Source organism: Trichococcus palustris (assembly GCF_900114465.1).
GTDB lineage: Bacteria > Bacillota > Bacilli > Lactobacillales > Aerococcaceae > Trichococcus > Trichococcus palustris.
This window is the reverse complement of sequence record NZ_FOTD01000012.1, coordinates 61,395-73,865: the sequence shown is the minus strand read 5'-3', so window position 1 is coordinate 73,865 and position 12,471 is coordinate 61,395. Positions and strand designations below refer to the sequence as shown.

Below are 12,471 nucleotides of genomic sequence, written 5' to 3'. Positions count from 1 at the left end.
CCAATTCTATTCCATTACCCAACGAGGATTTTTTTATGCACTGTTAACTTTATTCTTATTTGAATGCAGTAATTTTCTCTGGCGCAAATCGTACCGATTCGTATCCTTCTTCCATTGCTTTACCGATGGATAAAATCATGACTGGGACGTATCTTTCTTTATCCAAATCAACCGCCTCTGCCAATTGATCCGCTTCAAATCCACCAATAGGGTTCGTGTCATATCCATGGGCACGGGCCACAAGCATGAATTGCATCGCTGCCAAACTGGAATCGATTTTCACAACATCATTCATTTGCTCTTTTGAAAAGTTCTTGTAATAAGGAATAATGGCAGCCAATTGTTGATCCCGGACTTCCGCGGACATTTTCCCTTGTTCGACAGCTGCGCTATAGATTTCTTCCCCATACTCGTAGCATCTCATATCCCCGAATATAAGAATCATCGCTGACGAAGTATCATTTTGTCTTGTGTTGAAACGGATCAATGGTTTTAATTTGGATTTTGCTTCATCAGTCTCAACTACCACAAAACGCCAAGGCTGCATGTTTACCGATGAAGGTGTCGTTGTAGCTTCCTGGATCATTTCCAGCATTTCCTCTTGACTGATTTTAATATTTTCATCATACAGGCGGATAGATTTTCTTCCGAAGGCGATATCTGAAAAATCGTTGTTGATAAATTTTTTTGTCATAGTTTACATCCTCTTTCTTCTTATCTTTTCAAGTATAGTTTGTTCAATAAATAGGATAATTGTTGTGCTTCCTCATCGCTTAATGAGAGGGATAGGGAAGTTTTTCCTTGATCATGTTCTTTTCCGCAAGCTTCCAAATCTTGGATTGCCTTCTCTGATAATTGAACAAAGACCTCTCTATTGTTCTCTGCGTTCCGTTTCCGGATGACATAGCCCTTTTTTTCTAAAATTTTCAGATGGCGCGTGATTGCTGCGCTATCTATTTTTAGTTCTGTTTGTACCTGGTTTTGGGAGCAAATCCCTTTTTCTTTCAGGAACAGCAGCATCTCATACCGTGTCAAACTAAAACCTGTTTCTTTTTCGAATAATGTATTGATCTCCTGATTGGTTAGTTTGATCTGATACAGCAACCTGCTTATATCTCTCAAATCCATAAATTTCCACCCCGATTGTGCTCATTTATTTGATCAACCAACCATTGACTTGTCAACGATTGATTAGTCAATAGTAAAGCAGAACACACCTTTTTGTAAAGTAATCTGCTTGAAAAGCTATCCACTAACCCATTTATATTGTTTCAGCACAGCCGCAAGCTTCGGATTACGCCGATAGCCTTCTTCTTTATTATTTTCTGGGGTAACTGTTTCGGTGTTCGGAGCCTTTCTGCCGCCTTCACATGCCTTTTTCAAGAGGGTTTATATAAATTTTTATATATTCCCTTGACCGTAATATTCATCAGGAGTATAATCACTTATATAAGATATGTGAATTAACACACAAATAATCAGACTGACTCTTATTCGTCAGTATCCCACCAAATGCTTAGTGGAGGAAAAAATGAATATCGAACGATTTATTGAAGCCCGAAAAGCGCTGAACCTCTCGCAAGTGGATTTGGCGGAAGGCATCTGTACCCAAGCGACTTTGAGCCGCTTTGAAAACAACGGCCAAGTCCCGAATTTAAAGATTCTGATAAAACTGTGCAACCGGCTGAATCTGCCTTTGGGGGAACTGTTCCCTAAAGTCGGCGTCCAATACACAGAAACGACAGAAAAAATGAACAAAGCGGAATTCTTTTTGATCACCAGCGAATACGATCAAGCGGCCGACCTGCTGCAAAGTATCGCCGTGACCGAAATTGAAGAAACCAAGCTGGCCTTGCGCTTCCATTATCTGAACGGCTTCATCATGATTGCGCAACACGTTCCCGTGACGGATATCTTATTCACCTTCGATCAAATCCTGTTGGCGGATGATGCCAACGAAGCAGAAATATTTCGCCTGTTGGCCTACACCGGTATCGGCATGGTCTACAGCCGTGAGGAAAATCCGGAAAAAGCAGAATTTTATTTCAGTAAAGTACTCGAGAGAATCTATACTTATCCGATCAAGACGATGGAGGATGTCTGGCGCGTGCTGAATATCGTTTTTCAAAGCGGTACCTTCTATTCCCTCATCAATGAGATCGAAGTGAGCACCGCCTTGCTGTCTTATGCCCTCTCCATTTGCTCAGATAATCACGTTACTTACTATCTAGCCCGTGCCGCCATTCAATTGGCAAAGAATGCGATCATCCAAAAGAAACCCCAGCGGGAGGTATTGGAATTGATCTACGATGCCAGAGCCTATTCGAAGATCAACAAAAACACGATTGCGCTGAAAGAATTGGCGCATTTAGAAAATGAAATCCTGGCCGGGAATATTGCGTTGGAATGATAGTCAATCTTAAAGGCGGTGATGAGATGGAACAACAAAGAGCAACGATTCGCTTGATGGGCACAATCATCGATTTGGTAGTGGAACATGACTCTCCGGATCCGATTTTGGCAGAGGCTGCGCGGCGGCTGAAAAGATACGAGCAACGTTTCAGTGCCAATGATCCGCGATCGGAGCTGATGCAGATCAATCATTTGGCCGGAACGGCTCCCCTGGCCGTCCATCCTGAGCTATTCCACTTGATCAAAATGGGGAAATCCCATAGCGAGGCTGCCAACAGCCAGCTGAATATCGCAATCGGGCCGTTAGTCCAAACCTGGCGGATCGGCTTCAGCGATGCTAAAGTACCGACGGATAGGGAAATCCAGCAATTGCTTCCCATCACCGATCCAAAAAAGATACTTTTGTCCGAAAAAAATCATACAGTTTTCCTGCAAGAGAAAGGCATGGCAATTGATTTAGGGGCGTTGGCAAAAGGCTACATCGCCGATTTGTTGGTGACTTATTTTAAGGAGATCGGCGTATCTTCCGCACTCATCAATTTGGGCGGAAACGTTGTCGTCCTGGGACCGGCCAAAAATCATGCGGATCTTTATTGGCGCATCGGCATTCAAAATCCGCTTCTCCCCCGCAATCACTACAGCGCGGTACTGAAGATCCGGAATCAGTCGACAGTGACCTCGGGAGTGTATGAACGGCATCTAGAAGCGCAAGGAAAACAATATCACCATATCTTGGACCCAAAAATCGGCTATCCGATCGAAACCGATGTGGTCAGCTTAACCATCGTTTCGGATGCATCCATTACTGGGGAAATCTGGACGAGCCGCTTGTTCGGCCAATCCCCCGAAGCCATCCTCGCTGCCTTGGAACGTTCGGAAGAAATCGATGGTATCCTTATCACGAAAGATGGAAAAATCACATACTCCAGAGGCTTGGAGGGAAAAATACTGCTTCAAAACACAGCTTGATCACGTGTTTTTGTTCTTTAAAAAAACTATTTTGGAAGGAAGTTTTCACATGAATAAATTAATCGGCCTAGTCGGCACAAACTCCGACCACTCCACAAACCGCATGTTGCTGCAATTCATCCAAAAGCATTTTGCGGGCAAGGCGGAAATCGAAATCGTTGAAATCAAGGATCTGCCCATTTTCAACAAACCGGCGGATATGCAAGTACCCGCAGAAGTGAAAGCATTGGCGGATAAGATCGAGGCGGCAGACGGTGTCATCATCAGCACGCCCGAATACGACCATGCCGTCCCCGCTTCGCTTATGAGCGCCTTGAGCTGGTTGTCCTACGGCATATACCCGTTCGTCGATAAACCCGTCATGATCACCGGCGCTTCCTACGGCACGTTAGGTTCCTCAAGGGCGCAAGCGCATCTACGTCAAATTTTGGATGCGCCTGAGTTGAAGGCTCGCATCATGCCAAGTTCAGAGTTCCTGCTCAGCAATTCCCTGCAGGCATTCGATGAAGACAACAACTTGAAAAGCCAAGACCGAGTGAAAGAACTTGAAGGTCTGTTCGAGGATTTCTTGCTGTTCATCGACATCATGAAACAACTGACCCATACCCATGCGATGAATAAAAAAGCAGCTGAAAACTTTTCCTGGGAAAACAATTAAAGATCGGAGAAATGCATCATGAGATTAGTCGGTATTGTAGGATCCAATGCAGAAGTATCATATAATCGCCTATTATTGAAATACATCAAAAAACACTTCAGCCACTTATTTGATTTGGAAATACTGGAAATAAAGGACATCCCGCTGTTCAATCAAAGCGACGACCAGACGAACAGTGCAGCTATTCAAAAACTGAACCATAAGATTTTGCAGGCGGATGGCGTGATCATCGCCACTCCCGAGCATAACCATACGATTCCAGCAAGCTTGAAAAGTGTGCTGGAATGGCTATCTTTCAAAATCCACCCCTTAGAAAACAAACCGGTCATGATCGTCGGGGCTTCCTATTATGACCAAGGCTCTTCCCGCGCGCAGCTGCACCTCCGCCAGATTCTCGATGCACCTGGTGTCCATGCGGTCGTAATGCCGGGGAATGAATTTTTGCTGGGAAAAGTCAAAGAAGCTTTCGATGAGCAAGAAAACTTGAAGGAACAACGCACCATCGATTTTCTCGAGAGTTGTTTGGAAAAATTTGCCCAGTTCATCACTTTATTTTCCGCAATTGAGGGCCCCAAAAAACCGGTCCTTGAACCGGAAGATCTGTTCGCCACAGGAAAAATCGCGACCACCATTGAAGGCGTCGATAAAGAAGCCGATGATTGGCTCGAGCAAGCCGCCCAGCTTGTCGGTGCTGTGGAAGGCAATACATACGTCAAACTGGACCGCGGCTTGTTGACCGTGGATCAGCTGAATTACTTCCTGGCCTCGATGCCGATGGAATTGACGTATGCCGACAGCAACAACCAATTCTTGTATTACAACTACACGAAGCCGGCGGAAGAAATGCTCGCTGCGCGCGTGCCCGGCCAAGTCGGCAACCCGCTGTCCAAGTGCCATCCGGAAAGAGTGCATAAAGGGGTGGAATGGGTGCTTCAACAATTGCGTTCCGGCGCAATGGATGCATTCCGCGTCAACGTCCCGACTCACGGACCGGACAAGTATGTCGTGCATAATTATCAGGCATTGCATGACAAAGAAGGCAATTATGCTGGGGTCAACGAATACATCTTGGACTTCAAACCGATCATCGACTGGTACCTTGCCCAAACCGGCCAAAAGCTGTCAGGCGATGTCGATGCCGCTTCAAGCGCATCAGTCAAAGACCATCACAGCGATGATGTGGACGCGGCTTCAAGCGCATCCGTCAAACCCTAAGCTGTGCTATAACGAATCAGAAAGCGGAAAATACATCCGTCGTACCCTAATAAAAAACGGGGCTGTCTCTCAAAAGGAGCAGCCCCGTCTTCGTTTTTGTGTATTTTCGCCGGAAAATTTATTTCTTTAATTGATGTACTGATCAGAAATCAATCCAAATGGTCGAAACTGATACAAAGGATAATTTTTCGCCTGACTCAACTCATCCCTGACGTATGTTCCCCAGCAGTCATCCTGTAAGTCCTATCCATGAACGGTCCATGTATACAATTTCTGGAAATAGGCCCCCGGAAAAACTATAATATGTGTGAATGAAGATATCTAAAAAGGAGCTGCTCTTTATGATCCGTCCACAGAACCCCCTTGCCGATCGGTCCGCTGTCCGTTACCTGCTGTACGGCATTCCGTTCATCATCTTTTTTGGCACCTTGACGCATTTCATCTTCGCTTGGTCGGGCAACACCGTCTTCGTCGGCCTGTTTGTGCCGATCAACGAGAGCGTATGGGAGCACCTGAAGATGAGCTTTTGGCCGACGCTCGTGTGGTTCCTGCTGGTCTTTCTGTTCTTCCGGGAAAAAGGCGAGCTTGCCGCTGCCAGACTGCTGCTGGCCGCTGCCGCTGCGCTGTTCGTATGCCCTCTGATCATCGTCACTTTCTTCTACACAATGGAAGGCGCCTTTGGCATCGAGTCGCTGTTGGTGGACGGCATCCTCTTCTTTTTGGGGATCATCGTCGGACAGGTTTCCGCCGTCCATGTCTATCGCTATGCCGAACCCAACCGACTTTGGCTGTACGTGGCTGCCGGCTTCATCGTGCTTTTCATGGCCGCCCTGATTTCCTTCACGTTTTGGCAACCCCATCTGCCTCTGTTTTTAGATAAACCGACAGGGACATACGGTTTGGGCCGCTAGATCAAAAAAACAGCAATCATCCCGCTCTGAAGGGGAATGATTGCTGTTTTCCTATCGTTTTTCCTATATATTTGTTGAAATACTCGTCGATTTAGTCCGTTCTGTTTTCAACTACAACAGCCGGAGGTTTTTCAGGGATAGATCAAGGATCGGCGAAGAGTGGGTTAGGGCGCCACACGAGATAAAGTCCACCCCGACTGCAGCCAATTCCGCCAGCCGTTCTCCGGTCACATTGCCCGAGCATTCGGTTTGCGCCTTTCCGCCGATGAGCTGGATGGCCTGCTTCAGCATCTGCGTGTCCATATTGTCCAGCATGATGATGTCGGCGCCAGCTTCCAAGGCTTCCGTCACCCTTTCAAGCGTTTCGACCTCCACCTCGATCTTCCGGACGAAGGGGGCATACTCCTTGGCTGACGCAATCGCCTCTTTCACACCGCCGGCAGCATCGATGTGGTTGTCCTTGATCAGGATGCCGTCCGACAGGTTGAAGCGATGGTTGTGCCCGCCGCCCACTTTGACTGCGTATTTTTCGAACAGCCTCATGTTCGGGGTCGTTTTGCGGGAATCCAGAAGCTTCGTTTTCGTCCCGTCCAGTATCCCGGCTAGTCGGCGGGTGTGCGTCGTGATACCGCTCATGCGTTGCATGTAATTCAATGCCGTCCGTTCTCCGGAAAGGAGCACACGGACATCGGCCGAAACCGTCGCAAGCAAGTCGCCGTTCTTGACGGCATCGCCGTCCTTGAAAGTAGTCTCCATTTCCGCCGTGTCATCCAACAACTCGAAAACGCGACGGAATATATCCAATCCGGAGATGAAGCCGTCCTGTTTGCACAGCAATTGGACAGTCCCTCTTTGGTTTTTGCGGATGATGGCATTGGTCGTGATATCCTCGCCGGGGATATCCTCCCTCAGCGCCTGCATCAGCAGACCGTCAATATTCAGCTTCTGCGTTGCATAATCGTTCATTGTCAATGTTCCCTTCGATTTCGTTTATGACCAATCGTTTATACGTTTCCTGCAGTTGAACCAAGTCACTGTAATCGCTGAAATCGACTTCGGGCAAGCTCGTCCCTGAGGGCACAGCCTGATCCGTGATATGCTTGGCGGCCCGCTTAGCAAACACAAGGCTCTCAAGCAAGGAATTGCTCGCCAATCGATTGGCGCCGTGTACCCTGTTGCAGCTGGTTTCGCCGATGGCATACAGCCGTTCCATGGAGGTTGCGCTGTCCAGATCGACCTTGATGCCGCCCATGAGATAATGTTGGGCCGGCGTCACGGGTATGCATTCCTCCGTCACATCGAAGCCTTCCGCCAGGCAATGGCGGTAGATGTTGGGGAACCTTTTTTGTATGACTTCCTTGCCTAGGTGTTGCATCGAAAGCCATACAAAATCGCGTCTGTCAGCCTTCATCTGCCGCCGGATAGCCTCGGTCAGCACATCCCTCGGAAGCAGTTCATCCACGAAGCGCTCCATCCCCCGATTGTAGAGGACCGCGCCTTCGCCACGCACCGATTCGGATATGAGGAAACGCCGGCCGGGTTTGGTGGAATAGAGTGTCGTCGGATGAATCTGGACATAATCCAAGTTCTCCACGTCGATCTGATGCTTCAGGGCAATCGCGATGGCATCGCCGGTCAGATGCCGGAAATTGGTCGAATGCTCGTACAGTCCGCCCAATCCGCCGGTCGCCAAAACAACCGCATCCGCTTCCCATAAGTTGATTGCTCCGTCTTTATCGGCAGTCAGGATGCCCGTGCAGGCATCGCCGCTGCAGACCAGATCCACCATGGTCGTGTCCTCCTGGATGGAGATGTTATCCCTTTTCCGCGCTTCCGCCAGCAATTTGCCGGTGATTTCCTTTCCGGTCAAGTCTTCATGGTAAAGGATCCGGGGCACGGAATGGGCCCCTTCCATCGTATAGACAAGGCGTCCCTCTTCCCTCTCAAACGTTACTCCGCAAGCGATCAGATCGCGGATGATCTCCGGTGATTCGGAAATCATGGTGTGGACGGAATCCGCGTCATTCTCATAATGCCCTGCCTTCATTGTGTCGTCAAAAAAGCTGTCATAGTCATCTTCGTTTTTTAGGACGCAGATGCCGCCTTGCGCCAAGAAAGAGTCGCTTTGATCCGCGGCAGATTTTGTGATGAGTTTCACTTGTTTATCTTTGGGGAGATGCAGGGCACAGAACAATCCGGCTGCCCCTGTTCCCACAATGATGACATCGGCACGTTTTTTCATTTACATATCGCCTCTTCCTGCTGTGCAAGCTCCAACATCTTCGCGAGTGACTTCACGGCCTTTTGCCGCATGGCTTCATCCAATTCGACCGGATTGCTCAGGTTTTCCAAAGCATCGGCCACTTTCGCAAGCGTAACGCGTTTCATGCCGGGGCATACTTGCCCGTCCTTTGCAGGGTAGAATCGCTTGGCCGGGTTTCTCCGCTGCAATTCATAAAAGATGCCCAACTCGGTGCAGACGATGAATGCTTCCGCTTCACTGGCGGTCGCATAGTCGATCATCGCAGAAGTGCTTCCGGTGAAATCGGCGCTGTCCAGCACATCCATCGTGCATTCCGGATGGGCCAATACGATGGCATCCGGATATACTGCGCGGGCTTTTTCGACGTCCTCTTTTTTGATAGCTGCATGGATAGGACAGAAGCCTTTGTCGAAGATGAAATTCTTCTCGGGAAGGAACCCCGCGATATAGCTCCCCAGATTTTCATCCGGAATGAAGTAGATGTTTTTTTGCGGCAAAGCCTTGACGATCCGGAGAGCATTTGACGAAGTCACACACACATCCGCATATGTCTTTATCTCTGCGGTCGAATTGATGTAGCACACCACGGCCAAATCATCGTATTGTTCTCTTTTGGCCAGGATCTGCTTCACGGTGATCATGTGGGCCATCGGGCAATCGGCTTCCGCGTCAGGCATGATGACAGTCTTTTCCGGATTCAGAATTTTGGCGCTCTCGCCCATGAAGGCTACCCCACAGAATAAGATGGTCTTTTGCGTTACCTTGGTGGCCAGTTCACTCAGATAATATGAGTCCCCTACGTAATCAGCGATTGCCTGAACATCATCGTTCACATAATAGTGGGCTAGGACGACTGCATCTCTTTCTTTCTTCAATTGTTCAATTCTCTCCATTAAAGCTTCGATCTCCTTCTACCTCCCCATAACGTTCAAAAATAATTATTAGTAGGAGTATAGCACTCGCGTTGACAGATGACAAGACACCTTTTCGCTTTGAATGCGCATTCACAAAAATATTATTGTCGGCACGCAGCCTTTTTCCCTTTATGCTTTTCGGCTAACAGAAAATGCCTGGCATTCAGAATCTTTTCCATTGAATGCGTTGGCTATGCCATCCATTTGTTTGCGTTTTCAATCGCGGGCGCTATCCTTCCCGGATGCTCTCCAGAGTATAAAATAGTGGATTTAATGCTGCGCATGTACTATATTTAAGGAACTGTGACCTAATTATCTGGAAGAGGAGGCATACAATGCAAAAGCTGTTAGATGGAATCGTTAAGTTTAGACGGGAAGATTTTGAAGCTCACCAGGAACTTTTCAAGGGACTGAAGGAGGGGCAAAAACCCCACACACTCTTCATTGCCTGCTCGGATTCGCGTGTGGATCCGAATATGATCACCGGCACTTTGCCTGGGGAGCTATTCATCATCCGCAACATAGCCAATATAGCCCCACCTTATCGGGAAACCAAAGAATATGTGGCGACAACCTCCGCCATCGAATATGCGGTGCTTGCGTTGGGCGTCGAAAACATCATCATCTGCGGCCATTCGAACTGCGGTGGATGTGCGGCTTGCCTGAATCCTACGGAAGAATTGAATCACTTGCCGCATACGAAGAAATGGTTGGAGCTGATCCATCCGGTCAGGGATCGCGTCCTGAAGGAAATTCCTGCGAGTGAACCCGGCGCCCGGGCATGGATGATGGAACAGGGGAATGTTGTGGAACAATTGAAGCATTTGATGACTTTCCCTTACATCCGTGAAAAGGTAGCTGCAGGGAAAATGCAAGTGAGCGGCTGGCACTATATCATCGAAACCGGCGAAGTGTTCATCTATGACACTGAGACGAGCGAGTTCCACTTGGCAAATGGCTGACATGACCATCGTTTCTTTGCCCTAGCCTCCCTATTATAAAAACAAAAAGTTGCTGATTCTCAAGGTCCTTGACCTTGAAAACCAGCAACTTTCTTTATTTTTTGGGCTTTTCTCTATCCTTCTGCTTCTTCCATTTCAGCCGCCAGGTTATGGTAATGGATGTCTTTGTCCAGAAATTCATCATCATGGACAGCAAAGTGCTGGACGATGCTTTCGATGGTTTGGATCTCGCATTTTGCGCCATCAACGATGTAGTCCAAAATATGGCCCCCGAACGTACGATCATCGCTGATGAAATGGCAATGGAATCCGCCCTTTGCAACGCCGTCAAAAAGCTCCGGCGTAAAAATGCCGATGGCCGTGCCATCCAAATCGTATTTTTCGAATTCAGGCTGGACTCGGGTCGCTTCGATCAGACGGGGATAGGGTTTTTGTTGTTTCGGGACGGCGCGGGTATGGATATATTCAAAATGTCCCGTAATCTTGACGACCGAAAAAACATTTTTGCTGCGGACGCGTTTCACGATGTCGGAGCGAACTTTCTTCAATGTCATCGGTTGGTTGATCTGGTATTCACGATCCGGGTTGAAGAATGTGACCGCCGCATGTGGCGTCGTCTGTTCCGGGCTGACCGGCAGGATGGCACCGTCTTCGCGCGCTTGGTAGGCTACGCCATCCAGCAGAATCAATTCCCCTTCAAAATCGTCGAACGTGCCGATCCCCATGTCGCCATGTTTCAACAATTCCTCGAAAGTCAGTGTCCCTTCAAATACGCCCGCCATTAAATCGCCTAATGTTTGATGTTGATATAATACATTTTCAGTCATCTGCATCGCCCTTCCTGTGTTCATTCCACTCATTATACTATAATCAGGGGTTGCAATGACTGAAAAATCTGAAAATCACTTTAAAATGATCTGATCCGGAAACGCCTGTTTCCGCGATACGTTCCACATCTTATCGATATAGGCGGTCGTATAGGCCTGCTCGATGTCGTGGTAAAGATAGGCCGCTTTATCCGTTAGCTCATAGACATGCCCGTTTTTTCTGAGGTAGCCCAGCTTCGATGCGATGAAAAGTTCGCTGCCGAACATCCTGTCCAATGGCGTGCCGATTATTTTTGCGAATTTATCTTCGTTTATTTTCATGGAATAGGAGCCCCAGAACAGGTAATAGACCGCCCGCTGCCTTTTCGTGAAAGGGAGCGTCAAGGACGTCGGCAAGGAATCGGCCTCGATCCGGTTTATGTAGTCCTCTATCGAAAAGGTATTGATTTTGAAGATGTCCTTCAGCAGTGTCGTCGCCGAAACGCCGAACCCCAAAAAAGCGTCGCGCGTGACGGATGAATATTTCTCCGTATCCTTTTTTGCGAAGGTCCACACCGATGTCCGCTCGACATCGATTTCATGGCAGTACGCCGTGAGGTTTTCCAGCATCCGCCTCTTCACTTCCTCGCTCATCGGCTTGTATGCGTTGTCGGCGAAGGTGAAGTCGATGAAGGGATAGGTCGATACTTGCGTTGCCCCACTTGCGAAGGCCGTCCGGATGTCGTTCGCCAATATCTCATCCGTCTGTCCCGGGATGGCGAAGATCAAATCAACATCGATGACGGCGAAACCGTTCTCTTTTACAAGTTGGATCTTTTCGGCGAAATTGTCGCTCCTCCTGCCCAGTTTGCGGATGCAATCGTCGTTGAAGGATTGGATGCCGATGCTCACCATCGATACCCCGGCTGCCTTCAATTTATCCAGGTTCCGTTGGGTGATGTCGCTCGGATGGAGCTCCACGCCTATCCCGCCTGTCACGACAAAGTATTCCTTCAGCTTTGCGACGATATCCTTCAGATCATCCAGCATCATCGCCGGTGTCCCTCCGCCGAAATACAGGCTGGTCGCCTGTTTCTTCCCGGTCATCTGCTTGCAGACCAGATCGATTTCCTTCAACAGCGCTATTTTATAGGCATCCGCCTGCGGCCGGTTGTGGACGACCTTGCAGTAGGGACAAAAACTGCATAACGATCGGCAGAATGGGATGTGCACATACAACCCCAGATCATCCAGCGTTTCGAAGTCCAGGCTGTTCGAATAGTTGCCTTCAAATATAAAAGGCTTAGTGGAGCGGCTAAGAAAGACCCGCAGCAATGATGTCCGTAGCATTTTGACACCCC

The 12,471-nt window shown here is 48.4% G+C and carries 13 protein-coding genes; 6 read left to right on the top strand and 7 right to left on the bottom strand.

The window, feature by feature from the left end:
- Positions 1 to 55: 55 nt before the first annotated feature.
- Both BM101_RS09155 and BM101_RS09150 read right to left on the bottom strand, forming a co-directional pair.
- The gene (locus BM101_RS09155; protein ID WP_087032551.1) at positions 56 to 694 is read right to left on the bottom strand and encodes a nitroreductase family protein; all 639 of its coding nucleotides are present in this window, start codon (positions 692 to 694) and stop codon (positions 56 to 58) included.
- Between the two features lie 20 nt (positions 695 to 714).
- Positions 715 to 1,128 carry a MarR family winged helix-turn-helix transcriptional regulator gene (locus BM101_RS09150; protein WP_087032549.1) on the bottom strand — a complete coding sequence of 138 codons (414 nt, stop codon included), beginning with the start codon at positions 1,126 to 1,128 and terminating at the stop codon, positions 715 to 717.
- A 403-nt stretch (positions 1,129 to 1,531) separates the two neighbouring features.
- Between BM101_RS09150 and BM101_RS09145 the strand changes: the two genes are divergently transcribed.
- The 5 genes from BM101_RS09145 (at position 1,532) to BM101_RS09125 (ending at position 6,165) form a co-directional block, all read left to right on the top strand.
- Entirely contained in the window at positions 1,532 to 2,410 is an 879-nt protein-coding gene (locus BM101_RS09145; RefSeq protein ID WP_087032547.1) for a helix-turn-helix domain-containing protein, read from the top strand.
- A gap of 26 nt (positions 2,411 to 2,436) precedes the next feature.
- Entirely contained in the window at positions 2,437 to 3,381 is a 945-nt protein-coding gene (locus BM101_RS09140) for an FAD:protein FMN transferase (RefSeq protein WP_087033030.1), read from the top strand.
- Positions 3,382 to 3,430: 49 nt separating this feature from the next.
- Complete coding sequence (locus BM101_RS09135) at positions 3,431 to 4,039, top strand: NADPH-dependent FMN reductase (RefSeq protein WP_087032545.1); 609 nt, start codon at positions 3,431 to 3,433, stop codon at positions 4,037 to 4,039.
- 18 nt (positions 4,040 to 4,057) lie between these two features.
- Positions 4,058 to 5,254, top strand: coding sequence for an NAD(P)H-dependent oxidoreductase (locus BM101_RS09130; protein WP_087032543.1), 1,197 nt, complete (start codon positions 4,058 to 4,060; stop codon positions 5,252 to 5,254).
- 341 nt (positions 5,255 to 5,595) lie between these two features.
- Positions 5,596 to 6,165, top strand: coding sequence for a DUF6512 family protein (locus BM101_RS09125; protein WP_087032541.1), 570 nt, complete (start codon positions 5,596 to 5,598; stop codon positions 6,163 to 6,165).
- A 111-nt stretch (positions 6,166 to 6,276) separates the two neighbouring features.
- Here the strand turns inward: BM101_RS09125 and nadC are convergent, their stop codons facing one another.
- Genes nadC through nadA form a run of 3 tightly spaced genes read right to left on the bottom strand, consistent with a single transcriptional unit; the run spans position 6,277 to position 9,321 of the window.
- Entirely contained in the window at positions 6,277 to 7,131 is an 855-nt protein-coding gene (nadC, locus tag BM101_RS09120; RefSeq protein WP_087032540.1) for a carboxylating nicotinate-nucleotide diphosphorylase, read from the bottom strand.
- Positions 7,097 to 8,407 (bottom strand): L-aspartate oxidase, encoded by a 1,311-nt coding sequence (locus BM101_RS09115; RefSeq protein ID WP_087032538.1) that lies wholly within the window; start codon positions 8,405 to 8,407, stop codon positions 7,097 to 7,099. Before BM101_RS09115 ends, nadC begins: the two co-directional genes overlap by 35 nt.
- Positions 8,404 to 9,321 (bottom strand): quinolinate synthase NadA, encoded by a 918-nt coding sequence (gene nadA / locus BM101_RS09110; protein ID WP_177194462.1) that lies wholly within the window; start codon positions 9,319 to 9,321, stop codon positions 8,404 to 8,406. The genes BM101_RS09115 and nadA overlap by 4 nt, the downstream gene beginning before the upstream one ends.
- A gap of 356 nt (positions 9,322 to 9,677) precedes the next feature.
- Here nadA and BM101_RS09105 point away from each other — a divergent pair, with 356 nt between their 5' ends.
- A complete protein-coding gene (locus BM101_RS09105) occupies positions 9,678 to 10,304 on the top strand; it encodes a carbonic anhydrase (protein WP_087032534.1) in 627 nt (208 codons plus the stop codon).
- A 113-nt stretch (positions 10,305 to 10,417) separates the two neighbouring features.
- Here the strand turns inward: BM101_RS09105 and budA are convergent, their stop codons facing one another.
- Together budA and BM101_RS09095 are read right to left on the bottom strand one after the other, a co-directional pair.
- Positions 10,418 to 11,131: an acetolactate decarboxylase gene (gene budA, locus BM101_RS09100; protein WP_087032533.1), complete on the bottom strand. Its 714-nt coding sequence runs from the start codon at positions 11,129 to 11,131 to the stop codon at positions 10,418 to 10,420.
- Positions 11,132 to 11,206: 75 nt separating this feature from the next.
- Positions 11,207 to 12,460, bottom strand: coding sequence for a coproporphyrinogen-III oxidase family protein (locus BM101_RS09095; protein ID WP_087032531.1), 1,254 nt, complete (start codon positions 12,458 to 12,460; stop codon positions 11,207 to 11,209).
- Positions 12,461 to 12,471: the final 11 nt, after the last annotated feature.

Bases quoted from the DNA above. Each gene is read 5' to 3' on its own strand.
- BM101_RS09155 (WP_087032551.1), bottom strand. From the start codon at position 694: ATGACAAAAAAATTTATCAACAACGATTTTTCAGATATCGCCTTCGGA.
- BM101_RS09150 (WP_087032549.1), bottom strand. From the start codon at position 1,128: ATGGATTTGAGAGATATAAGCAGGTTGCTGTATCAGATCAAACTAACC.
- BM101_RS09145 (WP_087032547.1), top strand. From the start codon at position 1,532: ATGAATATCGAACGATTTATTGAAGCCCGAAAAGCGCTGAACCTCTCG.
- BM101_RS09140 (WP_087033030.1), top strand. From the start codon at position 2,437: ATGGAACAACAAAGAGCAACGATTCGCTTGATGGGCACAATCATCGAT.
- BM101_RS09135 (WP_087032545.1), top strand. From the start codon at position 3,431: ATGAATAAATTAATCGGCCTAGTCGGCACAAACTCCGACCACTCCACA.
- BM101_RS09130 (WP_087032543.1), top strand. From the start codon at position 4,058: ATGAGATTAGTCGGTATTGTAGGATCCAATGCAGAAGTATCATATAAT.
- BM101_RS09125 (WP_087032541.1), top strand. From the start codon at position 5,596: ATGATCCGTCCACAGAACCCCCTTGCCGATCGGTCCGCTGTCCGTTAC.
- nadC (WP_087032540.1), bottom strand. From the start codon at position 7,131: ATGAACGATTATGCAACGCAGAAGCTGAATATTGACGGTCTGCTGATG.
- BM101_RS09115 (WP_087032538.1), bottom strand. From the start codon at position 8,407: ATGAAAAAACGTGCCGATGTCATCATTGTGGGAACAGGGGCAGCCGGA.
- nadA (WP_177194462.1), bottom strand. From the start codon at position 9,321: ATGGAGAGAATTGAACAATTGAAGAAAGAAAGAGATGCAGTCGTCCTA.
- BM101_RS09105 (WP_087032534.1), top strand. From the start codon at position 9,678: ATGCAAAAGCTGTTAGATGGAATCGTTAAGTTTAGACGGGAAGATTTT.
- budA (WP_087032533.1), bottom strand. From the start codon at position 11,131: ATGACTGAAAATGTATTATATCAACATCAAACATTAGGCGATTTAATG.
- BM101_RS09095 (WP_087032531.1), bottom strand. From the start codon at position 12,460: ATGCTACGGACATCATTGCTGCGGGTCTTTCTTAGCCGCTCCACTAAG.